22 protein-coding genes are annotated in these 22887 nt (G+C 62.7%); 12 read left to right on the forward strand and 10 right to left on the reverse strand.

Annotated elements, in window-relative coordinates:
* Positions 1–148: 148 nt before the first annotated feature.
* The 8 genes from CJ178_RS20800 (at position 149) to CJ178_RS20830 (ending at position 7408) form a co-directional block, all read left to right on the forward strand.
* The gene (locus CJ178_RS20800; protein ID WP_095887553.1) at positions 149–1117 is read left to right on the forward strand and encodes a dihydrodipicolinate synthase family protein; all 969 of its coding nucleotides are present in this window, start codon (positions 149–151) and stop codon (positions 1115–1117) included.
* The gene (locus tag CJ178_RS20805; protein WP_143547529.1) at positions 1107–2267 is read left to right on the forward strand and encodes an NAD(P)/FAD-dependent oxidoreductase; all 1161 of its coding nucleotides are present in this window, start codon (positions 1107–1109) and stop codon (positions 2265–2267) included. Before CJ178_RS20800 ends, CJ178_RS20805 begins: the two co-directional genes overlap by 11 nt.
* Positions 2268–2299: 32 nt before the next feature.
* Positions 2300–2686, forward strand: a complete 387-nt coding sequence (locus tag CJ178_RS20810) for an allophanate hydrolase-related protein (protein ID WP_095887554.1) — start codon at positions 2300–2302, stop codon at positions 2684–2686.
* Positions 2683–4080, forward strand: a complete 1398-nt coding sequence (gene hydA / locus CJ178_RS20815; RefSeq protein WP_095887555.1) for a dihydropyrimidinase — start codon at positions 2683–2685, stop codon at positions 4078–4080. The genes CJ178_RS20810 and hydA overlap by 4 nt, the downstream gene beginning before the upstream one ends.
* A 69-nt stretch (positions 4081–4149) precedes the next feature.
* Entirely contained in the window at positions 4150–4338 is a 189-nt protein-coding gene (locus tag CJ178_RS32840; RefSeq protein WP_155276690.1) for a hypothetical protein, read from the forward strand.
* A gap of 95 nt (positions 4339–4433) precedes the next feature.
* On the forward strand, positions 4434–4961 hold the full coding sequence (locus CJ178_RS20820) for a peptidylprolyl isomerase (protein ID WP_033235424.1): 528 nt from the start codon (positions 4434–4436) through the stop codon (positions 4959–4961).
* A gap of 17 nt (positions 4962–4978) precedes the next feature.
* Positions 4979–5932 (forward strand): rhomboid family intramembrane serine protease, encoded by a 954-nt coding sequence (locus CJ178_RS20825; RefSeq protein WP_179300789.1) that lies wholly within the window; start codon positions 4979–4981, stop codon positions 5930–5932.
* Between the two features lie 132 nt (positions 5933–6064).
* Positions 6065–7408, forward strand: coding sequence for an MFS transporter (locus CJ178_RS20830; RefSeq protein ID WP_045066093.1), 1344 nt, complete (start codon positions 6065–6067; stop codon positions 7406–7408).
* Here CJ178_RS20830 and CJ178_RS20835 read toward each other — a convergent pair.
* A complete protein-coding gene (locus tag CJ178_RS20835; protein WP_095888076.1) occupies positions 7399–9264 on the reverse strand; it encodes a helix-turn-helix domain-containing protein in 1866 nt (621 codons plus the stop codon). The two genes, CJ178_RS20830 and CJ178_RS20835, sit on opposite strands and share 10 nt — an antisense overlap.
* Before the next feature lie 97 nt (positions 9265–9361).
* On the opposite strand from CJ178_RS20835, the gene CJ178_RS20840 reads away from it, so the two are divergent.
* On the forward strand, positions 9362–10762 hold the full coding sequence (locus CJ178_RS20840) for an FAD-binding oxidoreductase (RefSeq protein WP_045066097.1): 1401 nt from the start codon (positions 9362–9364) through the stop codon (positions 10760–10762).
* Positions 10763–10869: 107 nt separating this feature from the next.
* Positions 10870–11718, forward strand: coding sequence for a TauD/TfdA family dioxygenase (locus tag CJ178_RS20845; protein WP_095887556.1), 849 nt, complete (start codon positions 10870–10872; stop codon positions 11716–11718).
* Here CJ178_RS20845 and CJ178_RS20850 read toward each other — a convergent pair.
* The 3 genes from CJ178_RS20850 to crgA all read right to left on the reverse strand — a co-directional run bounded on the left by CJ178_RS20850 (position 11711) and on the right by crgA (position 13170).
* Positions 11711–12298 carry a TetR/AcrR family transcriptional regulator gene (locus CJ178_RS20850; protein ID WP_051730599.1) on the reverse strand — a complete coding sequence of 196 codons (588 nt, stop codon included), beginning with the start codon at positions 12296–12298 and terminating at the stop codon, positions 11711–11713. The genes CJ178_RS20845 and CJ178_RS20850 overlap by 8 nt on opposite strands.
* A gap of 9 nt (positions 12299–12307) precedes the next feature.
* Complete coding sequence (locus CJ178_RS20855; RefSeq protein ID WP_033235328.1) at positions 12308–12799, reverse strand: PH domain-containing protein; 492 nt, start codon at positions 12797–12799, stop codon at positions 12308–12310.
* A gap of 107 nt (positions 12800–12906) precedes the next feature.
* A complete protein-coding gene (crgA, locus tag CJ178_RS20860) occupies positions 12907–13170 on the reverse strand; it encodes a cell division protein CrgA (RefSeq protein WP_033235329.1) in 264 nt (87 codons plus the stop codon).
* Between the two features lie 222 nt (positions 13171–13392).
* Between crgA and CJ178_RS20865 the strand changes: the two genes are divergently transcribed.
* Positions 13393–14034 (forward strand): DUF881 domain-containing protein, encoded by a 642-nt coding sequence (locus CJ178_RS20865; protein ID WP_080711785.1) that lies wholly within the window; start codon positions 13393–13395, stop codon positions 14032–14034.
* A gap of 22 nt (positions 14035–14056) precedes the next feature.
* Positions 14057–14728 carry an aminodeoxychorismate/anthranilate synthase component II gene (locus CJ178_RS20870; protein ID WP_045066105.1) on the forward strand — a complete coding sequence of 224 codons (672 nt, stop codon included), beginning with the start codon at positions 14057–14059 and terminating at the stop codon, positions 14726–14728.
* A gap of 15 nt (positions 14729–14743) precedes the next feature.
* Here the strand turns inward: CJ178_RS20870 and pknB are convergent, their stop codons facing one another.
* From pknB to CJ178_RS20900, 6 genes are read right to left on the reverse strand one after another with little or no spacing between them, the layout of a single operon-like run.
* A complete protein-coding gene (gene pknB, locus CJ178_RS20875; protein WP_033235331.1) occupies positions 14744–16675 on the reverse strand; it encodes a Stk1 family PASTA domain-containing Ser/Thr kinase in 1932 nt (643 codons plus the stop codon).
* The gene (locus CJ178_RS20880) at positions 16672–18021 is read right to left on the reverse strand and encodes a protein kinase domain-containing protein (protein WP_033235332.1); all 1350 of its coding nucleotides are present in this window, start codon (positions 18019–18021) and stop codon (positions 16672–16674) included. The genes pknB and CJ178_RS20880 overlap by 4 nt, the downstream gene beginning before the upstream one ends.
* A gap of 3 nt (positions 18022–18024) precedes the next feature.
* On the reverse strand, positions 18025–19491 hold the full coding sequence (locus tag CJ178_RS20885; protein WP_033235333.1) for a peptidoglycan D,D-transpeptidase FtsI family protein: 1467 nt from the start codon (positions 19489–19491) through the stop codon (positions 18025–18027).
* Positions 19488–20939, reverse strand: coding sequence for an FtsW/RodA/SpoVE family cell cycle protein (locus CJ178_RS20890; RefSeq protein ID WP_033235334.1), 1452 nt, complete (start codon positions 20937–20939; stop codon positions 19488–19490). Before CJ178_RS20890 ends, CJ178_RS20885 begins: the two co-directional genes overlap by 4 nt.
* Positions 20939–22381 carry a PP2C family protein-serine/threonine phosphatase gene (locus CJ178_RS20895; protein WP_095887557.1) on the reverse strand — a complete coding sequence of 481 codons (1443 nt, stop codon included), beginning with the start codon at positions 22379–22381 and terminating at the stop codon, positions 20939–20941. Before CJ178_RS20895 ends, CJ178_RS20890 begins: the two co-directional genes overlap by 1 nt.
* Positions 22378–22842, reverse strand: a complete 465-nt coding sequence (locus tag CJ178_RS20900) for an FHA domain-containing protein FhaB/FipA (protein ID WP_033235336.1) — start codon at positions 22840–22842, stop codon at positions 22378–22380. Before CJ178_RS20900 ends, CJ178_RS20895 begins: the two co-directional genes overlap by 4 nt.
* Between the last annotated feature and the right edge of the window lie 45 nt (positions 22843–22887).

Consider the following 22887-nt stretch of genomic DNA (forward strand, 5'->3'; position numbering starts at 1 on the left):
TGGCTTCATTGACTGCGTGGTTGCTTCATTCGACTATGCCCGTGTTACGAGTCTGTTTCCTGGCTTGACGATTTTACCGGTTCGGAGCAATGTATGGAATCGATCCCATTCGCACAGTCTGTGCATCTCCATCGAGAGGTCTACTTCTATGAATCGCGACGATGTCGCTTGGTCGGGCTATTGGCCCGCGTCTCCCACCCCGTTCGACGCTGCTGGAGCGGTGGATGTCGATGCATTTGCCGAGCTCATGGATCTCTACGCACGTATGGGCGTCGACGGAGTTCTGATCAACGGCAGCACCGGTGAGTGGTTTTCCCAGACCCATGCCGAGCGCAAACTTGTCGCCGAGGTGGCAGTGAGCGCCGTGAGTGGTCGCTTCCCCGTGCTGATCGGAGTGAGCGCATACACGGCTGACGAATCACGGCGACTCGCGAAGCACGCGGCCGGCACCGGTGCGGACGGAATTCTTGCGACCCCGCCGCCGTACGTTCACACGTCGGCCGACGAGACGGTTGCGTACTACGAAAGTGTTTCCACAGCAACAGATCTACCGTTCATGGCGTACAACTGGCCGCGCGGGGTCTCGGTGGACATGGGTAAGATTCCCGGATTATTCGCCCGCATCGCGGATCTAGAGAATGTGGTGGCGATCAAGGACAGCACCGGCGATTGGCTGAGCATGCTCGACACCGTCGAGCAGTTCTCTTCGCAGGTAAGGGTTTTCGGTAGTTTCCTGCATCGCCGCGGACTGGCCGCGCTTCTCGAACTCGGTGGTGACGGCAACATCGACGGCGGTGGCGTCGGCGCTCCCTTCGGTGTCCCCTTCTATCGCGCTGTTGCCGCAAAAGATGCTGCGGCAGCGCAGGAATGGGCCGACCGTTACCGCGCACTTTCCGGTGCGCTGATCAACGGTGACTACAGCGGTATTCACGCGTCACCGATTCCCCAGCTCAAAGCGGTCATGAACCTGCTGGGGCAGCCAGGCGGTCACGTGCGGGAACCGCTGCTGCCGGTCACCGACCCGAGCATCATCGAAGCCCTGCAGTCGATCATCGATCGATCCGGCATAGCCGAAGCCAGCGCACATACGTCGAAGGAGTTCACACATGTCCACTGAGTTCATGACCAGCGAGGTCGATGTCGTGATCATCGGTGCCGGAATTGTGGGAGCTGCAGCGGCATTTCGACTGACCGATGCAGGCTTCCGCGTCGTGGTGCTTGATCGGTCGGTACCCAATTGCGCCGGATCGGGAACGACGGCCGGAAATTTGCACATTCAGACGATTCACACGCGTCGACCCGGTCAGGGTGTGGCACTGGATGTGCGTCGTCTGCTGCCACTGCAGCTAGCGGCGAGTCAGTTGTGGGATCAGCTCGAGCACGATGTTCCCGGCGGTGTCGGCCTCGTCCGCTGCGGCGGTTACATGGTTGCCGAGACCGAGGAGCAGTGTGCCGCTCTGGTACAGAAGCACGAATGGGAACGGGAAGTTGGAATTCCGACCCGTCTTCTCACCGGTGACGAAGCACGCCAAGAGCTTCCGTTGCTCGGATCGACCATTGCCGGTGCCAGCTGGTGCGGCTTGGACGGTTACGCGGAACCCGATATCGCGGGCCCGGCTCTCCTGGCGGAAGCGGTCGCTCGTGGTGCGCAGCTGGCTACCGATACCAAGGTCACGGCAATCGAGCGGATCGGTGAATCCTGGAACGTCAGTACCGCGAAGGGGACGTGGCAGGCACCCCACGTGGTCAATGCTGCGGGTCCGTGGATGGCAGAGGTCGCCGCGATGGTCGACGTGCAACTGGAACTGCGGGCTCTGTCGCTGCAAATGCACACCCTTGCCGCCCCGCCCGAAACCTTGAATGTGTTGGTACAGCACGTCGGTGAGGGTATTTCGATCAAGCAGGACAGGCGCAATCGCATAGTGCTCGGCGGTGGATGGCCCGCAGGACAGTTCCGGACTGCAGGTGCGGCACCGATCCGCGAGGAGAGCATCGCGGGCAATCTCGCCCAGACTGGGCGGTTGATGCCGGGCCTCGGTGAGATCGAGCTGTCCGACGTCTGGACCGGACCGGTTGTGACCACACCGGACGAATTGCCGATCATCGGTGAACTCGAGAGTGCACCAGGCGTTTTTGTTGCGGGTGGAACCTATTCGTTCACCTTTGCGTCGCTGTGGGCCGACGTCCTCACAGCTCTGGTCCAGGGCAAGGAACCGGCTGTCGATGTCAGTTCCTTCGGGCCGGCGCGACTGACCGCCTCTCACTGATACCAACGTTATTCGAACTAGAGGAGACAAGAATGGCAACCGTGACGATGTTCGTGAACGGGCAAGCACTGTCCGGCGGAACACTGAACGACGCGCTGGCAGGGGCAACGTTCCTGGGTGCGGCCGATACCGCGCCGAACTACCAGTTCTTCTCCGTGCGAGACGAATTCCCCGGATTGCACCCGGTGGCCGAAGGTGGATTCACCGTGCCCGGTGAGCTGTACGAGGTCGACTACGACCTCCTTCGACTCGAACTGCTGCCCCGTGAGCCGGAGGAGTTGGAACTGGGCGTGATTCTTCTTGCCGACGGACGAGGGTCGTTGTCCATGCGCATACGGGCCGAGTGGCTGGATCGTCCCGAAGTGGTGGACATCAGCGACCGCGGCGGCTGGCGTGCGTACCTTGCGAGTAAGTCGTGACCACCTCCCCACTCACTGTTGTGCGGGGCGGAACGGTGGTGGAGTCGTCGTGGAGCGGGCTTGCCGATCTGGTGATGCGCGACGGCAAAATCATTGCAATAGCCGAGCCGGGCGGGCTGATTCCGGACGGTGCGACGGTGCTCGACGCTACGGGGAAGCTGGTTATGCCGGGTGGGGTGGATCCGCACTGTCATGTCGGATTCACGTCGGGCGAGTTCACGTCGCTCGATTCGTACGCCGAGTGCACCACCGCCGCTGTTTTCGGCGGCACCACCACCATCATCGATTTTGCGATTCCCCGGCCGGGTGAGGATCCGTTGGATGCTGCGGACAAGCTCCGAACCAAAGCCACCGAGGGTCTGTGTGATTCGGCTCTGCATGGATGTGTCGTCGAGTGGGACGATACAACGGCCGATCAACTGGCAACGATGGCTGCCGCCGGAATCCGCACGGTCAAGATGTTCACGACCTATGCCGGCGAGTCGATGGCCGACGAACACACCATTCTGCGCACCATGCAAACCACGCGTGATCTTGGTGGCATGGTGATCATTCACTGCGAATCGGACGCCATTGTCGGTGACGCGCAGAATGCCGCCGCCAGTTGTGGGCACATCGATGCGGCCGGGATGGCGACCACGCGTCCGGAATTAGCTGAAACAGCCTCGGTAGCAGCAGTATTGGCTATTGCGGAATCGCAACGGGCGCCGGTGTACTTTGTGCATCAATCGTCGGCGGCGGCTGTCGAACTGGTTGCCGATGCTCGCAAGCGTGGGTTGGTAGCCTTCACCGAGGTCGTGGCACATCATGTGACACTGGATGATTCGGAGTACCAAGGCTCAGAACCGGAACGATTTGTGTGCTGCCCACCGCTGCGTTCACGCGGTACCGTCGACGGATTGGGTAAGCACCTCTTCACCGGTCACATCACGACCATCGGTTCCGATCACTGCTGCTACGACACCGTTCAGAAGCGTCAACACCGCCACGATGTTCGTCATATGCCGAACGGCTTGCCTGGCGTCGAGACTCGCCTGCCCGTCGTATTCTCGAAGTTTGTTGCGGCCAACGGTCTGTCGCCGAGTCGTTTTGTGCAGTTGACGGCTGCCAATCCGGCTCGCACCAATGGGCTCTATCCGCGCAAGGGTTCGATCATGCCGGGTTCCGATGCCGATGTAGCTATCTGGGACCCGGATCTGGAATGGACCGTCTCGGACGCCGACCTGCACATGGCCACCGACTACACGCCCTACGAAGGTCGGCGGCTGCGCGGAAAGCCGGTGACCGTTGTTGTCGGTGGTCACGTCGTCGTCCATGACGGGATTCTGGTGGACGACACTCCACGGGGACGCCATCTACCCGCCGCGCCGCTGGATTTCACGTCGATGTGTTAGATCTTGTTGCGGTAGTTGAGCTGTGGAGCCACAGTCGGGCGGGAGCGCAGCCCCACAGTTCAACAGCGCGTGGTCAGTGCAGGTGTGGTGTCAGCCGAGCGATCCGCTGAAGAAATCGAGGGCGCTGAAGAGATCGGTGAAGGCGCCGAAAAGATCAGTCAGGTAGCTCAGGTCCATGGTGTGTGCCTTTCGTTGGTGATTGCGCTGATGTGCGCATCTCGAATGATTCCAGCGCTCCCTGGTAACGAGGTTCCGTGAAACTGGCGATCGCCTGGGAAAGCCTGAACGCTGGCTTTTGCCCCGGTTTGGCAGCCTCACATCCATCGGAAGCCAGACAATGGCACGATGGGGTGGTGACTTCAACTCATCAGACCGCAACCGCAACGCTGCACACGAACCGCGGCGACATCAAGATCGCTCTGTTCGGCAACCACGCGCCGAAGACCGTCGAGAACTTCGTCGGCCTGGCCGACGGCTCGAAGGAATACTCCACCGAGAACGCATCCGGCGCCAAGACCGGACCGTTCTACGACGGCGCAGTCTTCCACCGCGTCATCGACGGTTTCATGATCCAGGGTGGCGACCCCACCGGAACCGGCCGTGGCGGCCCGGGTTACCAGTTCGGCGACGAGTTCCACCCGGAACTGCAGTTCGACCGCTCCTACCTGCTCGCCATGGCTAATGCCGGCCCGGGCACCAACGGATCGCAGTTCTTCATCACCACCGGCCCGACGCCGCACCTGAACCGTCGCCACACCATCTTCGGTGAGGTTCTCGACGACGAGTCGCGCAAGGTTGTCGACGCTATCTCCTCCACCGCGGTCGATCGCTCCGATCGCCCGGTCGAGCCGGTCGTCATCAACAGCATCACCATCTCCTGAACAGGTAAACAACGAAGATGACTAACCCCGGTTGGGGCGGCGGTGCGAGTGAGGGCCTCCCGCCCCAACCGCGGTGCGTCCGCCATCCAGATCGATCCACTGCTCTCTCCTGCAATCGTTGCGGCCGCCCAGCGTGCCCCGATTGCCTCCGTGAGGCGGCGGTGGGCTACCAATGTGTTGACTGTGTAGCTGCCGGTCAACGCGATGTTCGACCCGTGCGTGGCGTCGCGGGCAATACCGTGACGCAGGCGCGGCCGGTGCCGGTCGTGACGTACACGCTCATGGGCCTCAACGTCCTGGCGTTCCTGGCGACGCTCGTGCAGTCGCGCAGCATCATGAACAATCAGGTCGATTCGTCGATCTTCGCGAACTGGGCCCTCAACCCCGCACTGGTTGCGGGCGGCGAGTGGTTCCGTCTGATCGGGTCGGGATTCCTGCACTTCGGAATCCTGCATCTGGCCGTCAACATGTATGCGCTCTACATCCTGGGCCGCGACACGGAGATCGTGATGGGCCGCTCCCGGTACATCAGCATCTATCTCGTGTCGCTGGTCGGTGGCAGCGCGTCGGTGATGGCGTTTCAACCGGTCTTTGCGTCGGTGACGTCGCTGTCGTGGACCGCGGGTGCGTCCGGTGCGATTTTCGGCATCATGGGCGCGCAGGCGGTTCTGCTGCTGCGTCTGCGTCGTAGCCCGGTCCCGATCATCTCGGTGATCGCGATCAATGTGATCATCAGCATTTCGCTGCCAGGCATCTCGTTCTGGGGACACGCGGGTGGTCTGCTGGCAGGCGCCGCTGCCGCTGCCGCATTCCTGTACGTGCCGCAGTGGTTGGGTGCGGGTCAAGATCGGCTGAAAGCAGTCCGGATCGGCTGGATCGCTTTTGGTGCCGTCACCGTGGTCACGATCGGAATCATCGTGATGCGTGTCGTGCAACTGCGCGAGCAGGGGCTGTTCCTCACCAGCGGCTAGAGATAGTGCACATAGCGGTACTTCTTCTGTGGAGATAATCCACATAGTGCGACGAAGCAATGAATTCTACTGTGGCTCGAGTCACGTAAGTAGAAGCGATGCTTCCGGCCATTCTTAGGAGTACCACCCGCAATGACCTCCACCGATCGCGCCACCCCTGACGGTGGAGTTGCGCCAAGCGAGATCGAATCTCGTGTGGTGAAGAAGGTAGCCAGGCGGCTCATTCCGTTCTTGATCCTGCTCTATTTCGTGAACTATCTGGATCGTACGAACATCGCGTTTGCCAAGCTCACCATGAGCGCCGACCTCGGCATGACCGAGACGATGTTCGGGCTCGCGTCCGGCCTCTTCTTTGTCGGCTATCTCCTGTTCGAGGTGCCGAGTAACTTGGCCCTCCACCGTTTCGGCGCACGCTTGTGGATCGCGCGCATCATGCTCACCTGGGGCATTCTGGCCGCGGCTCTGGCCTTTGTACCGAATGTGGGAAGTCTCTACTTCCTGCGAATTCTCTTGGGTATCGCCGAGGCCGGCTTCTTCCCCGGCGTGCTGCTCTACCTGACATTCTGGTTCCCCAAGAAGTACCGCGTTCGTTTGATGGGCCTGTTCCTGCTGACACTTCCCCTGTCGTCGGCCCTCGGCGCACCGCTGTCCGCTGCGATCATCCAGTACGGCGACGGCTTGTTCGGCCTGGCCGGGTGGCGCGTGATGTATCTGATCGAGGGCTTACCCGCGGTGATCCTGGCGTTTGTCGTGTGGTTCTATCTCACCGATCGACCCGCCGACGCCAAGTGGTTGACCCTGGAAGAGCGCACGTGGCTCATGCGATCGATGGAAGACGAGGAACGAGAACTCGGCGACGCCGGTCACCAGTCGGCCGCCAAGACACTGCGTGATCCGCGGGTTATCGGATTCGGTTTGGTGTACTTCGGCATCACGTACGGCCTGTACGCCCTGAGTTTCTTCCTGCCCAGCATCGTCGCCGGATTCAAGCAGACATTCGATACCGACTTCTCGCTCATGGAGACCGGCCTGATCGTGGCAGTTCCCTACGCAATCGGCGCCGTGGCGATGGTGCTGTGGAGCCGTCACTCCGACAAGACCGGTGAGCGGATGTGGCACGTGGCTGCGCCGACGCTCCTCGGTGCCGTCTCTATTCCGATTGCGCTGTACCTGGATTCGCCGTTCACCGTCATGATCGCCGTATCGCTCACCGCTGTGGGCGTACTGTGCGCGCTGCCGGTCTTCTGGTACCTGCCCACCACGTTCCTCACGGGCGCGAGTGCGGCCGCCGGTATCGCGATGATCAACTCCATCGGCAACGCGTCGGGCTTCGGCGCTCCGTACATCACGGGATGGCTCACCGATGTGACCGGAAACGCCAAGGCGGGCCTGTGGGTGGTGGGCGGCGTGATGCTCTGTGCTGCAACCCTTGTTGTGATGTTGGCAAAGCGATCGGACAATCCTGCTCAGATTTGACCGAGCTTCCCCGCACCGGCACGCAGTCGGATCAGGAGCGCAAGATCGAGCGCCTGGTCCGGCTGACGCCATTCGGGGCCGATCAATCGGTCGATGGATTCGAGTCGTTGATACAGGGTGTTCGCGTGGATCGCGAGGGCAGTTGCCGTCGCGGAGTGCCGGCAACTGTGAGCCAGGTACGACGCAAGGGTGTCCAGCAACGGAACACCGCGCCGGGTTTCCTCCTCGAGGAGCGGCCCCAGGGAGCGCTGCGTCAGCATTTCCAGTTCGTCTCGGCCGGTGCGGCTTAGCAGGATTCGATAAATGCCGAGCGAACTCGCGGCCTCGACCTGTGATTCTCGGCCCAGAGTCTCGAGAACGTCGACGGTGCGCTGTGCCTCCACGTATGCCCGCGCCAGACCTTCTCCGCCGACGGCTGGATCGGCGATACCGACGGTGGGATTCTCAGGTGGTTGTACCCAGGCGGCAGCGACCTCGGCGGGTGTCATCCCCGGAATCATGGCAATGACGCGGGAACCATGTTCGGCAACAACGGTTCCCGGAGGAAAGGTGATCTCCTCGATGCTCCGACGCGTTCGTTCGACGGCGTCGGCAGGGCGGGCCACCACCACGGTGTACGAGCGGTCCGGATTGAGACCGGCCAGCCGGAACTGCCCCGTCACCTCGGCCGGCGTCGGTGCCGGCCGGGTGATGAGGTCGACCAGGAACGCGTCGCGGGCGCGGCGGGTGGCTTCCCGGGCCGCACGTTCGCCGACCAGCGCCAGCGCTACGGCCGGGGCTGAGCGTTCGAGAACCAATCGCATTGCCGCAGTGGGATCTTGGCGTGAAGTCAGGAACAGCACGCCGAGGCGATCCCCGGCGCTGCGGACCTCGACGGCAAACAGGAACTGATCCCCGTCGATCAGAGTCAGCGCTTGTTCACGTCGATCTGCGGCCAGAATTTCGAAGGCGCGCACCACACTGCCACGCAGGTGCTGCAGTCCTGACGGGATTTCGGCCGGGCCGGTCACGAAGAACACCGGGCATCGCGTCGACGCCGACGCCTCCTGCACCAGTTCGCGAACTCCTCCGCCGCGCAACACAACTTGGGTAAGCGAGCGGTCCCACGTCAGAGTCTGTTCGAGAAGTGCTGTGCGCTTGGCAAGTTCGGTATTGGCGGCGTTGACTTCCGCGACCGTCGCGCGGTACTGCTCGAGGAGGCGAGCATTCTCGATAGCCACCGACGCATGAGCGGCAAGTGCGGACAGTAGTGCAACCTCCTCGTTGCCGAAGCGTCGCTCCTGGCGCTTACAGGCACACAACGCGCCCAGGATCTTGCCGTCCACCTGCAATGGAACGGCCAGCAGTCCGCGCATGTTCTCGGCTCGAGCGGCGTCGTCGGCGGGGCCGATGTGCGCAAACGACGGATCATTGCGGTAGTCCGGTGTCCATGCGGGAGAGGAGTTTTCGACAACGCGTCCGATGAGGCCTTCGCGGAACGGGACGGTGAGTCCGAGTAGCTGTGACGTATACGCGCCGCTGGTCACTTCGATGATCAGGATGTCGCCGTGAATGAGCGCGAGGTACGAGAGATCTACTCCGAGTAGTCGTTTTGCCTGGTCTACGATTTCCTGCAGTAGCGCGTGATGGTCGTGCATCGTGGTCAACAGTGTTGCGATGTCGTTGAGAGCGGACAGTTCGGTGGCGCGCTGGCGGCGCTGGGCGAGGAGGCTGCGCAGTTGGAGAGCGGATCGTGCTGCCTGTTCGATGTCGTGAACCGCGCCAAGAGGTGCGGCCTCGGCGAGTTGATCACGATGAGCAATCAGTTCATCCGTTGATGCCTCGGTCAGGAGCATCTGTAGCCATTGTTCGTGCATTGTCACTCCCGTGCATGGAGAAATAGCCCATGCATTCGCCGATTTCCTGGAGTAAATCTACATGGGCTGGCATTTCGGGTGTCACTATCGTGGAATTATGACTCCGCTTGATCAGGCCACCGTCGATTCCGCCGCGCTCCTCGAGGCGATCGGCTCGCAGATCGATGCGGATCGCTTGATCGTCGATCCGGACATCATGGCGAGCTACGCGCACGATGATGCCGAATGGGCTCCGTACGCCATGCCTGTTGCCGTTGTGCGTCCTCGCACTGCGGAGCAGGTCCAGGCCGTTGTCCGCGCCTGCATCGCGCACGGTGCGCCGGTGGTGACGCGTGGCGCCGGAACGGGGCTGTCCGGTGGAGCCAATGCCGTCTCCGGTGGTGTAGTGATTGCCTTCGACGCGATGAACGCCATCAAGGAGATCAACACTCTCGAGCGGTTGGCTGTCGTTGAACCCGGCGTGGTCAACGATCACCTGCGTGAGGCCTGCGCCGAGCAAGGCCTCTGGTACCCGCCGGACCCGGCCAGCGCCCCGTGGTCGACTATCGGCGGTAACGTCGCGACCAACGCGGGCGGTCTGTGCTGCGTCAAATACGGCGTCACCAAGGACTACGTGTTGGGGATGCAGGTGGTCACCGGCACCGGCGAACTCGTTCGCCTTGGGCGTCGCACAGCCAAAGGTGTTGCAGGATTCGATCTTTCGGCACTTATGGTGGGATCGGAGGGCACTCTCGGCGTGATCACCGAGGTAACCGTGAAACTTCGCCCTCAGCGCGATCCCGAACGCACCATCGTCGGCTACTTCGACTCCATTGTTGCCGCCGGAAAAGCTGTCGAAGCCGTTGCCGCAGAAGGTCTCACACCGTCAGCCCTCGAACTGATCGATCGGCAATGCCTGCTGGCCGTCGACGCGTGGAAGAACATGGGCCTCTCCGCCGATGCCGAGGTGGTGCTCCTCGGACGGATCGACACTCCCGGTGAGATCGGCGACGCCGAAGCCGAACGAATGTTGGCGTGTTTCAACCGTTCCGGCGCTACGTGGAGTGCCCGCTCCACTGACCAGGAAGAAGCCGACGCGCTGTTCTCGGCTCGTCGTCTCGCGTATCCGGCGCTCGAGCGACTGGGCCCAGTGCTGACCGAGGACATCTGCGTCCCGAAGGCCGCGGTTCCGGAAATGTTGGCCCGCATCGAACAGATCTCGGCTCGGCACGACACCCACATCGCGAATATCGCTCACGCCGGTGACGGCAACCTGCACCCCTTGTTGATCACGCCGCACGACGACGAGGCGGCCCGTGCGCGTGCCCAGGCCGCTTTTGCCGAGATCATCGACAACGCCCTCGAGTTGGGTGGAACCGTCACCGGTGAGCACGGCGTCGGCCTCCTCAAGATGGGTGGTCTGGCCCAGGAACTCTCGCCGGCCGTGGTCGCGATGCACCACGCGATCAAGAATGCTCTGGATCCGCACGGAATTATGAACCCCGGCAAGGTGATCTGAGCGCCGCCAGTCGTAACCGAATCGATTTCCGGAGTTACATCGGCGAAATCCCACCTCCCTACTCTGAAGTTGAACCACTTGGTTCAACTCGACGTAGGGAGTCACGAATGTTCTCTTCTCAACTGACCACGGCCAGTGTCGTTCCCCGGCGCGTGGACACCGTGGCGGCAGTTCGGGCAGCCATCGCGCTTGACGGCGCCGCGGTGTTCGGCGGACTGCATACGGAAGCCGACGCCATTGCGTTTGCGTCGAAGCTACTCGGTGACAAGTACATTCGCGTCGGACGCCAGTTCGAGGCAACAGCTCGCAGCCAGGACGCGGAAGCTGCTGTTGTCGACGAGCAGCCGGTGGACAAGCGTGGCCGCAAGCGGTATTTCGACATGTCGCCGGACCGTATGACGGCGCACAACGACGGCTTTGCCTTTGGCGACTACGCGCCCGATTATCTGTTCCTGTGGTGCAAGCAGCCGGCGCTTCCCAGTGGTGGAGATTCGTTCCTGATCGATGCGGTCAAGCTCACCAGACTGCTGGCACTGGATCCGTCCACGGCGGAGCTCGCGGACTTCTGCTGGAGCGTGGACATCGACCATTCCGAACCGAACTTTCAGCAGTCCACGTTCTCGCCCATCGCCAGGACGGTTGCCAGTGGTCGTGAGCAGGCGCGATACCATCCCTTCCTCGCGCCGATCGAGGGTGAATCCGAAGATGCGCAGTGGCCGATGGTCCGTAGATGGAGCGAGACGGTGACTCACGTGCGTGACAGCGGACCGATGTTTCGCGCCGAGGCCGGCGAGATGATCTGCATCGACAACTACCGCGTGCTGCACGGCCGTGACGGATACACCGATCCGAACCGTGAGTTGTACTCGATCTGGGGATGGTCGACCGAAGCCGTCGCGGTTCCGCAGCAGGCCCTCGACATCGTCCAACCGGACCTTGCGGCGCTGGCTATGTAATCGGTTCCGCAGCAGCGATGATCGACTCCGTCAGATGCCGAGCGGCGCGATTGACCAGTGTGCTGTCCCCACCGCCGATCAGCGTCATCTGGAACCCGCGCCACGCGGCCACGATTTCGTGTCCCAAAGTTTCGGCAAGTTCGGCGTCGACGCCGGTTTCGGCTATGGCACGGGCGGTTTCGTCGGCCCACTCGTTTGCGACGCCCTCGAGGAGTGGTCGGTACTGCTCCGAGTCGAATGCGGCCACTCCGAAGAGTTCGAAGAAGAGCCGATGGTAGGCAACAAGTTCGGGGTCGGCGAGGATGTCCCACGCGCCGTGGAGACGGTCCGCGATGGGGATCTCGGAATCGCGGATCAGATCGAGGAGGTGGGCTATTCCGGAAAAGCGAAGCCCGGCGCGGCGTAGTGCCTCGAGGAGCAAACCGGCCTTGCTCCCGAAGTAGTAGAGGAGCATGCGATTGTTGGAGCCGAGTGCGCGACTCAACCCGCGGAGCGTTGCAGAGGAGACGCCGAACTCGAGCACGTAGTCGGCAGCTAGGTCGAGAAGGCGATCGCGCTCTGCGCTCTCCGGACTACTCACCGCTCGACTCTACTTCTCGGGCGGCACCAAGCCGTGGACTGTGAGCACCTCGAGGACATCCTCGGGGTTGGTGCCCAGATCCCAGCGTCCGAAGATCAACAGTTTCTCGGTGTCGGTCGCACGGTCCACGATGTCGATCTCGAGCATGGGGACGCGTCGACCCAGACGCGGGTAGCGCACCAGGCGCACCCGGTCGATCTGTGGCCGGGGAAACACGTGGCGCGCTAGTAGACGCTGCACGGCGATAGCTGGGGTGCCGTTGTCGTCGATCACGGCGAGTCGCGGACGCTGCTTCAGGGCGAGCCCGGCCATCACGAACAATCCGATCACGGCAAGGGCGAGAAGGAACCGTCCGGCAGTCTCCGTCGGCACCACGATCGCGGCGATCGCAAGCGCGATTCCACCCGCGAACATCGCGTAGACAGCACCCATCGGAGTGGCCCACGAGACTACGTCCGAGCCGTTGTCACGAGGCTGTGGATGAAATTCATCCTCGAGCATGTGGATAACTTCCTAGGTTGTCCACAGGAGTTATCCACACTGGGGATGAATGACACCCATGTAATTGAAAGCCGGTCACGATCAGGACTAAATCGAGAACGCGCAGGTCAACGCCATTTCATGGTCATGATGAGTCCGACAACCATGAAACCGAAGCCGATCAGGAAGTTGTACGCTCCCAAGTCGTTCATCCATGTGATCGAATCTGCGGCCAAGTAATACACAATCAACCATGCCAATCCGACAAGCATGAAACCGAGCATCACCGACACGTACAACGTGCTCGACGGACCCATCTTCACCTTGACCGGAGTGCGGTTCGCCGGGTTGATCGTGTAGTCGTTCTTCTTGCGTACCTTCGACTTGGGCATAACGTCCTCGCTCTTACGGTGTGACCTGCATATGTGTACCTACACGCTAACGTAGCTGGGTCCGGCCGGTCACGGGCCGACTGGGCATGACAGCGGAAGAACCAGGACAGGAACTAGGAGAGTGACGTGGGACAAACCGTCAGGTCCACCGGGTCACGCAACACCGGGTCACGCACCTTCTGGCGCGTCGGTGTCCTTGTTGTCTGCCTCGTGGCGGGACTGATGGTCGCCACCGCTTCGCGTTCGGCCGAAGAAAATCAGCTTCAGGTCACCGACAGCACCAGGCTCTCCGATCTTGTGCGCAGCGCACAGGCAAACGCCGACGGTATCTCCTCGACGCGCGACGAACTCTCGGCGCAACTGAATGAACTGCAAGTGGAGGCCGCGCGGTCCGACGACGGCGTTGCCGAGGCGCTTGCGCAACTCGACGCGATGGCCGTCGACGCGGGTCTGACGGCCATGACCGGTCCCGGTGTAGTCGTCACCATGACCGACGCTCCGCGCAATGCGGATGGCAAGTATCCCGTCGACGCCACCCCGGACGACCTCGTGGTCCATCAGCAGGACGTCCAGAGTGTCCTGAACGCTCTGTGGGCGGGCGGAGCCGAAGCGGTCGGGATGCAGGACCAGCGAATCGTGAACACGTCGGCGCCGCGGTGTATCGGCAACACGCTGCTCCTGCATGGTCGGACGTACAGCCCGCCGTACGTGATGCGAGCGATCGGCAACACCGAACAGCTCGAGGCGGCGTTGGCCGGCGAACCGGGAATTCGCGTGTTCAAGCAGTACGCCACCAGGTTCGGTCTCGGCTATACCCAGGCGAGTTCGGGCGAGATCACAGTGCCCGCGTACACCGGCGGTTAGCTCGGGCGTTTACCCTGCTCCTATGAGGATTCTCGTCGTCGACAACTACGACAGCTTTGTGTTCAACCTGGTTCAGTACCTGGGTCAGCTCGGAACCGAAGCCGTGGTGTGGCGTAACGACGATCCGCGACTGACCGCTCCGGGCGGGCTTCATGCGGCTGCAGAGCAGTTCGACGGCATTCTCCTGAGCCCCGGCCCCGGCACTCCGCAGCGTGCGGGAGTGACCATGGACCTGGTGAAGGTATGTGCCGAAACCAAGACGCCGGTACTCGGTGTCTGCCTCGGCCATCAGGCGATCGGCGCGGCTTTCGGTGCCACCGTGGACCGTGCACCGGAGTTGTTGCACGGAAAAACGAGCAAGGTTCTTCACACGAACGTCGGCGTTCTGGCCGGTTTGCCCAATCCGTTCACTGCGACGCGCTACCACTCACTGACGGTTCTCGAGGACACCATTCCCGACGAACTGGAAATCACCGCGCACACCGAGAGTGGCGTCGTGATGGCGATGCGCCACCGCGAACTTCCCATTCACTGCGTGCAGTTCCACCCCGAATCCGTCCTCACACAGGGTGGGCATCGGATGCTGGCCAACTGGTTGACGGTATGCGGCGAGGCTCCACCGGAAGCGCTTGTCGCGGCCCTCGAAGCTGAGGTCGCGTCGGCGCTCGGTGGAGCCCTGCCGGCAATACTCTGATCTACCGACTCTGACCTATCGGTTGGGAATTCCCAACGCTCCCACACTGACCGTGACGACCGCGTCCTTGGAGATCTCGGACCCGGCGGGCTGAGTCTGCGAGAGAATCTTGCCGACCATTTCCGGTATCAGTGTGGTGGTCTGCGTCTGCACCAACTGGCCGGCCGTTCCCGCCCAACCGGCTGCACGCAGCGTGGTCAACGCTTCGGAGACGGTCTTGTTGGTGAGATCGGGAATCGCGATCTTGTTGCCGTTTGACACCCGAAGCGTCACCGTCGAGCCCTTGGTGGCAGACGTTCCACCGACGGGATCAGTGGAGACGACCTGGCCTGCAGGCAGGCCTGAGTCGATCTCGGTTATCTGAACGACAAATCCGGCACCTTCGATGTTGGGTCGCGCCACCTCTTCACGCTGGCCAGTGACATCGGGAACGCGGACCTGTTCGGGACCGGAACCGACGGTGATCGAGACAGCCGAATCGAGAACAACCGAAACCCCGACCGCCGGATCTTGACCGACAACCTTGTCCACCTCGGCGATCGTCGACGCGGCCTGACCGATCGTGGGATCGAGTCGCAGGCCGATGGCGGTGAGTTTGCGTTCGGCGTCGTCCTGGCTCAATCCGGTCAAGCGCGGGATGGCGACCTGTTCCGGTCCGGTGGAGACGTCGAGCGTGACGGTGCTGCCCTTTTCGAGGTTGACTCCGCCGACCGGGCGCGTGGTGATCACATTGCCCGGCGCAACAACCTTGTCGGTCTTGTTCTGCCGCTCGACGTTGAAGCCGGCGTTGCGGAGAGTCGCCTCCGCGGAATCGGCGGGCTGATTGGTCAGGCCAGTCGGCACGGCGACGGTTTCCGTCTTCGGCGAGTTCACCTGCCACAGGAAGGCACCGATCAACGCGATGACGATGACGGCGGCGAAGCCCATCAACGCGTAGCGCAGACCTTTCTTCTTGGCCGGCGGCTCCGGTGCCCGCCTACTCGCGGCAGCGGTGGTGACGGGAGCAACGGGATCAGCTGCGGTGCGGAGATTTCCGGTCTCGCTGCCGACGGCACCGAGAATCGTGGTGCGATCCTCGTCGTTCATCACCATCGGCGCGCTCGGACGCTGGCCGCCAAGCACCCGAACCAGATCGCTTCGCATGTCGCCCGCGCTCTGGTAACGGTTGGCGGGGTTCTTGCTCATCGCCTTGAGGATGATCGAATCCAGCTCGCGCGGAATGTCGGGGTTGATCTCCGACGGCGTCGGCGGATCCTCACGGACATGCTGGTACGCCACGGCAACGGGAGAGTCGCCGGAGAACGGCGGCTGACCGGTCAGGACCTCGTACAGCACACAGCCGAGCGAGTAGACGTCCGAACGTGCGTCGACCTGCTCGCCGCGAGCTTGCTCGGGTGAGAGGTACTGGGCGGTGCCGATCACGGCAGCCGTCTGCGTCATCGGGCTGGACGCGTCGGAGATTGCTCGGGCGATACCGAAGTCCATCACCTTCACGGCGCCGGCGCGGTTGATCATGATGTTGGCCGGCTTGACGTCACGGTGGACGATGCCGTTGCGGTGACTGAAGTCGAGTGCGGCGCAGACGTCCGCGATCACTTCCATCGCATGACGCGGCGCCATCGGGCCGTTGCTGCGCACGATGTCACGCAGGGTATCGCCGTCGACGTACTCCATCACGATGTACGGCAGCGGTCCCGCGTCGGTCTCGGCCTCACCGGTGTCGTAGACGGCCACGATCGCCGGGTGATTCAGTGCGGCAGCATTGTGTGCCTCACGACGGAACCGCAGGTAGAACGTAGGGTCACGCGCGAGGTCGGCCCGCAGGACCTTGATGGCTACATCTCGGCTGAGGCGGAGGTCGCGTGCCAGATGAACCTCGGACATTCCACCGAAGCCGAGAATCTCACCCAGCTCGTATCGGGAGGAGAGATTACGAGGTGTCGTCATTCGTCTTGTCCTAGCGGTTCTTCTGCAGCGTTTGTCGTGGTGGTTGTAGTTGTCGTGGTGGTTGTGGTCGTTGTGGTGGTCGGCTCGGTGGTGGTCGTCGTAGTCGGCACCGTTGTTGTCGTGGTGGTCGGCTCGGTCGTTGTTGTCGTCGGCCGCGTTGTCGTGGTGGTCGGCTCGACGGTTGTGGTGGTGGTGGGACGCGTCGTTGTTGTCGTCGGCCGCGTTGTTGTCGTCGTGGGACGCGTGGTTGTCGACGACGTCACGACGGCCGGCGAGGAATTGTCAGGGCCGTCCGTCGCGATCCACACGCCGCCGATGATCAACGCCAGAGCGATCAATCCACCGCCGGCCCACGCCATCGCCTTCTGGCCACTGGTCAGTCCACCTGCTGCGGCCGCATCGTCAGCGGCCATCGCGGCCGGACCCGCGTAGCCGGCGGTCGGGGGCATTATCTGAGTGGCGCCCGTCGGCGGCAGCGTGCCGCCCTGGCCCAATCCTGGTGGCGGCGGACGCCTTCCAGCGCGGACGGCTGCGACGGCGTCGGCGAATTCGCCACCGTTTGCGTAGCGACCGGCCGGGTCCTTGGTCAACGTGATGTCGATGAGTTCGCGGATGTTGGGCGCCAGGTCGGCCGGCATCGGAGCCGGAATCTCCTGGACATGCTTCATTGCGACGGTCAAAGCGCCGTCGCCGGTGAACGGGCGACGGCCTGAAAGTGCTTCGTAACCAACGATTCCCAGCGAGTACACGTCACTGGCCGACGTGGCGTCCTGCCCGAGGGCCTGCTCGGGAGCGATGTACTGGGCGGTGCCCATCACCATTCCGGTGCGCGTGACAGGCGCGCTCTCGACGGCCTTCGCGATACCGAAATCGGTGATCTTGACCTGACCTGCGGGTGTGATGAGGATGTTGCCCGGCTTGACGTCCCGGTGCACCACACCTGCATCGTGCGCAACCTGCAGCGCCCGACCGGTCTGCTCGAGCATGTCCAGCGCATGCGGAACCGCAAGACGGCCGACGCGCGCCAACACGGCATTGAGCGGTTCGCCGTTGACCAGTTCCATCACCAGGTAGGCAGTGGAATCGCCTGAGCTGTCCCGCGTCTCGCCGTAATCGTAAATACCGGCAATGCCAGGATGATTTAGCTGCGCTGTGGTGCGCGCCTCGAACCGGAAACGTTCCAAGAACTCCGGATCGGACGAGAACTCGGACTTGAGTACCTTGACGGCAACGCGTCGATTGAGCCGGGAATCCGTGGCTTCCCAGACCTGTCCCATACCGCCGGTGGCGATGAGACGGTTCAGTCGGTAACGATCGGCGATCAAAGCGCCATTGTTCAACGCCATGGTTCAGCCCCCTTGTATTCCGGCTGCGATAACTGCTCGACCGATCGGTGCAGCCACCGAGCCACCGGTAGCGGCAAGTCCGCGGTCGCCACCGTTCTCGACGATGACGGCGACTGCAACCGTCGGATTCTGAGCCGGTGCAAACGCGATGTACCAGGCATGCGGCGGTGTTTCGCGCGGATTCACGCCATGCTCGGCGGTGCCTGTCTTGGATGCGATCTGGACGCCGGGGATCTTGCCCTCGCCGCCGGTGAAGTTCTCCGAGCCGATCATCAGATCGGTCAGAGTTGCCGCCACCGTCGGTGAAATCGCCTGGCCCATCGATACCGGGGCCGGTGCACTGAGTTCGGTCAGGTCCGGTGCCTGCAGTTGGGAAATCAGATTGGGAGCCATCCGCACACCACCGTTGGCGACGGTAGCGGCGATCACGGCATTCTCGAGCGGCGTCACAGCGACGTCGCGTTGACCGATACTGGTCTGTCCGAGGGCCGCGTCGTCGGGGATGTCGCCGACGGTGCTGTCTGCGACCGACAACGGGATGGCGGGAGTGTTGGGGCCGATGCCGAATGCCTTGGCTTCGTCCTTGATGGCGTCGGCGCCGTCCTTGATACCCAGCTCGACGAATGCGGTGTTGCAGGAACGCGCAAACGCGTCACGCAGCGACGCCGTCGGATTGGATCCGCAGGTGCTTCCGTTGTAGTTCTCGAGCGTGGTGCTGGTTCCGGGCAGCGTGATCTGCGGCGCTGCGGTCAACTGATCCTCCGGGGTAGCACCGTTCGTGAGCGCAGCCGAGGTGGTGATCACCTTGAACGTCGAGCCGGGCGGGTAGGTCTGGGAAATAGCCCGGTTCACCAACGGATCGGCTGGGTCAGCGTTCAGTTCGTCCCACGCTTTTGTCGTCTCGGCGCCGTCGTGGCCCGCAAGCAGGTTCGGGTCGTAGCTCGGTGTGCTCACCATGCTCAGGATTCGGCCGGTGCTCGGCTCGATCGCAACGACGGAACCGGTGTAGCCCTTGCTGGTCAACTGGTCGTAGGCAACCTGCTGCATTGCCGGATTGAGAGTTGTCACCACGTTTCCGCCGCGCGGATCGCGACCGGACACCAGATCGAAGAATCGCTGGCTGAACAACCGGTTGTCCGAACCGTTGAGGATCGGATCTTCGGTGCGCTCGAGGCCGGTGCTGCCGTACTGCATCGAGTAGAAGCCGGTCACCGGCGCGTACGGGTACGGATTGGGGTATTCGCGCAGGTACTTGTACCGATCCTCGGTGATGCTGGACGAGGCCAGTACCTGACCGGCAGCGGAGATCTGACCGCGCTGGCGTGAGTACTCGTCGAGCAGCACCCGCGAGTTGCGGGGGTCGGCCCGCAGGTCATCGGCTTTGATGACCTGAACGTAAGTCGCGTTGGCGAGGAGTGCGACAACCATCAACATGACGGCCATCGCGACGCGGCGTAGGGGAATGTTCATACGCGCGGCATCATCTCGGTATTGGCGTCGGCGATAGGGGGCGGACCCTTCTTCTTGGCAACTACCGGCGCGCGGGCCGCGTCGGAGATTCGGATGAGGATGGCCATCAGGAGGTAGTTCGCGAGAAGCGACGAACCGCCGTACGACATGAATGGCGTCGTCAAACCTGTGAGCGGAATCAGCTTGGTGACGCCGCCGACGACGACAAAGATCTGGATCGCGATGGTGAACGACAAGCCGGCGGCAAGCAGCTTGCCGAAGCTGTCACGCACAGCCAAAGCGGTACGCAAGCCGCGAACGATCAGGATCAGGAACAACATCAAGACAGCAGCCAGGCCGATGAGCCCCAACTCTTCGCCGATGGTCGCGATGATGAAGTCGGTCTTGGCGAACGGCACCTGATTGGGCCGGCCACTGCCCAAGCCTGTACCGGCGATACCGCCCGTGGCCAGGCCGAACAGCGACTGCGAAATCTGATAACCGGTGTTGGCGTAGTCGCCGAGCGGATCGAGCCACGTGTCGACGCGCACGCGGACGTGGCCGAACATCTTGTAGGCGAAGAAGAATCCGATGGCGAGCAAACCGCCACCGATCACGAGCCACCCCACGCGCTCGGTGGCGATGTACAGCATCACCAGCACCGTGCTGAACAGCAGCAACGACGTACCGAGGTCGGTCTCGAACACGAGCACCCCGACGGACACGATCCAGGCGAGCAGGATCGGACCGAGATCGCGGGCACGCGGAAAGTCCATGCCGAGGAAGTGCTTGCCGGCCGTGGTGAACAGATCGCGCTTGGCAACCAGGACCGACGCAAAGAAGATGATCAGCAGGATCTTGGCGAACTCACCAGGCTGAATACTGAATCCGGGCAGGCGAATCCAGATCTTCGCGCCGTTCACACTCGAGAACTTCGCCGGCAGGATTGCCGGGATCGCCAAAAACACCAGTCCGGCCAGACCCAGCGTGTAGCTGAACCGGGCCATCAACCGGTAGTCCCTCAAGAACACCAGCAGCAGAACAAAACCCGCAATCGCCAAGGCCGTCCACATGACCTGCTGGTTAGCGTCCGGCGATGGTGCTTCGACGCCGTTGTACAGCGCAGTCTGTTGGTCGGCCAGGTCCAGACGGTGAATCAGGACCAGGCCGAGGCCGTTGAGCAATGCCACGATCGGCAACAGCAACGGATCCGCGTACGGCGCATATCGCCTGATCGCCAAGTGTGCAATCAGGAACAGACCCGTGTACGCGAGCGCGTACTTCGCCAGATCCAGAGTGATCTTCTGCTCCTGGCTTGCCTCCACCAGCAGCAGTGACACCGTGGTGATGATGACGGCAAACCCGAGCAGCATCAGTTCCATGTTGCGCCGAGTGGACTGGACCGGCGCCGGAGCAAAACCTCCGGGCGGGCTCGGAAAAGCCGTCCCAGCAGTGGCGTTGGACGACATCAGTTGACCGTCCTGCAAGTCTGACCGGGGATTCCGGTCGGGGTCGGTGTCGGAGTGGTGGTTGATGCCACGGGAGGCACAGGCTCTACCGGTGGCGGCGGCGCTTCGGTAGTCGGAACCACCGCTGTTCCCACCGGCGGCGGCGTCGGAGTCGCCGAAGTCGTGGTGGACGGAATCGATTCACAACGAGGCAGAAGGTCGCCGCCGATGAGACGGATCATCTGGCTCTGCGCGTCCGTACGATTGCCAGACGGCAGCCCGGCCCTGACCTGTTCCTGCGCCGACGGTTGCAGATCGGTCACCTCGAGGACGTTGCAATCGCTCGGGATCTCGTTCGGGGAGACAAGCGTCAGGACGTCGTCGTCGCCGACGCACCCGATCAGGTCAGCTTCCTGCAGCGAGTAACCGAGGACGGAACCGGGAATTCCGCGCAGCACCGTGACGCGGCCCTCGTCGGCGCCGACGTAGTAGTTGTTGCGGATAACGGTGCGTCCGATGACGGCGCCAACTCCGATCACCGCGAGCAGCACAACGGCGATAACCACCCACCACAACCGGTTCCGCTTCTTCTTCGGCTCGGGTTCAGGCTGGGAAACAACACGTTTGGGTGTCGCGCGCGGTGGACGCATAGCGGCAGCGCGTCCGGCAGCGGTATTGGGAGGAGGAGTGAACTCTTCTTCCTCGGTGGACGCGGCGCCCGCGACGATGGGACGTGACTGTCCGTAATCGAGGTCGATGACGTCGGCCACGACGACGGTGACGTTGTCCGGACCGCCGCTGCGCAGGGCCAACTCGATGAGTCGGTCCGCGCACTCTTCCTGCGAGCCCTCGCGCATCGTGTTCTCGATGGTTTCGTCGCTGACCACGTCGGACAATCCGTCGGAGCACAGGAGATAGCGGTCGCCGGCGCGGGCTTCGCGCATGGTGAGCGTCGGCTCGATCTCGTTGCCCGTCAGCGCGCGCATGATCAGCGACCGCTGCGGGTGAGTGTGTGCCTGTTCTGCTGTGATCCGGCCCTCGTCGACCAAGGACTGAACAAAAGTGTCGTCGCGGGTGATCTGCGTCAGATGGTTGTCGCGCAGCAGATACGCGCGCGAGTCACCGATATGCACCAGGCCGAGCTTGCTGCCCGAGAAGAGAATCGCGGTGAGCGTTGTCCCCATGCCGTCGAGTTCAGGTTCTTCCTCGACATGATCGGCAATGGAGTCGTTGCCCTCACGCGTTGCCACCTCTAGCTTGCCGAGCAGATCCTCGCCGGGCTCGTCGTCGTCGAGATGGGCAAGTGCCGCGATCATCAGCTGCGACGCAACTTCACCGGCCGCGTGGCCGCCCATACCGTCGGCCAGAGCCAGGAGGCGAGCGCCCGCGTACACGGAATCTTCGTTGTTGGAGCGCACCAGACCACGGTCGCTGCGCGCCGCGTAGCGGAGAACAAGGGTCACGGGCGTAACTCGATTACCGTCTTGCCGACACGGACCGGGGTACCCAACGGGACCCGCACAGCCGTGGTGACCTTGGCGCGGTCCAGGTAAGTGCCGTTGGTGGAACCAAGATCTTCGACGTACCAGTCGGCCCCGCGTTGGGAGAGCCGCGCATGGCGCGTCGACGCGTAGTCATCGGTCAGGACCAGCGTGGAATCGTCGGCGCGACCGATCATGACGGGTTGCGAACCCAACGTGATGCGAGTGCCGGCGAGAGCGCCCTGTGTGACGACCAGATAGCGAGGCACTTTCGTTTTACCGAGGGAGGGGAGGACTTTCCCGGCGCGTGTGTACCGCTGAGGAACACGCACTCCGGAGCCGGCGTAGATATCCGACCGCAGCGTGCGCAGGACTGCCCAGACGAACAGCCACAAGAGGAGCAGAAAGCCTGCCCGTGTGAGTTGCAGAATCAGGCCCTGCACGGCTGTCCACCTCCTTCTATGGCTCGATCCCCGCCGCAGCAAGGG

Source organism: Rhodococcus sp. ACPA4, from assembly GCF_002300185.1.
GTDB lineage: Bacteria > Actinomycetota > Actinomycetes > Mycobacteriales > Mycobacteriaceae > Rhodococcus_F > Rhodococcus_F globerula.

Coding starts and splice junctions, on each gene's coding strand:
- CJ178_RS20825 (WP_179300789.1), top strand. CDS start 4,979: ATGACTAACCCCGGTTGGGGCGGCGGTGCGAGTGAGGGCCTCCCGCCC.
- CJ178_RS20870 (WP_045066105.1), top strand. CDS start 14,057: ATGAGGATTCTCGTCGTCGACAACTACGACAGCTTTGTGTTCAACCTG.
- CJ178_RS20840 (WP_045066097.1), top strand. CDS start 9,362: ATGACTCCGCTTGATCAGGCCACCGTCGATTCCGCCGCGCTCCTCGAG.
- CJ178_RS20810 (WP_095887554.1), top strand. CDS start 2,300: ATGGCAACCGTGACGATGTTCGTGAACGGGCAAGCACTGTCCGGCGGA.
- pknB (WP_033235331.1), bottom strand. CDS start 16,675: ATGACGACACCTCGTAATCTCTCCTCCCGATACGAGCTGGGTGAGATT.
- CJ178_RS20805 (WP_143547529.1), top strand. CDS start 1,107: ATGTCCACTGAGTTCATGACCAGCGAGGTCGATGTCGTGATCATCGGT.
- crgA (WP_033235329.1), bottom strand. CDS start 13,170: ATGCCCAAGTCGAAGGTACGCAAGAAGAACGACTACACGATCAACCCG.
- CJ178_RS20800 (WP_095887553.1), top strand. CDS start 149: ATGAATCGCGACGATGTCGCTTGGTCGGGCTATTGGCCCGCGTCTCCC.
- CJ178_RS20865 (WP_080711785.1), top strand. CDS start 13,393: ATGGTCGCCACCGCTTCGCGTTCGGCCGAAGAAAATCAGCTTCAGGTC.
- CJ178_RS20855 (WP_033235328.1), bottom strand. CDS start 12,799: ATGCTCGAGGATGAATTTCATCCACAGCCTCGTGACAACGGCTCGGAC.
- CJ178_RS20830 (WP_045066093.1), top strand. CDS start 6,065: ATGACCTCCACCGATCGCGCCACCCCTGACGGTGGAGTTGCGCCAAGC.
- CJ178_RS20845 (WP_095887556.1), top strand. CDS start 10,870: ATGTTCTCTTCTCAACTGACCACGGCCAGTGTCGTTCCCCGGCGCGTG.
- CJ178_RS20890 (WP_033235334.1), bottom strand. CDS start 20,939: ATGTCGTCCAACGCCACTGCTGGGACGGCTTTTCCGAGCCCGCCCGGA.
- CJ178_RS20885 (WP_033235333.1), bottom strand. CDS start 19,491: ATGAACATTCCCCTACGCCGCGTCGCGATGGCCGTCATGTTGATGGTT.
- CJ178_RS20880 (WP_033235332.1), bottom strand. CDS start 18,021: ATGGCGTTGAACAATGGCGCTTTGATCGCCGATCGTTACCGACTGAAC.
- CJ178_RS20835 (WP_095888076.1), bottom strand. CDS start 9,264: ATGCACGAACAATGGCTACAGATGCTCCTGACCGAGGCATCAACGGAT.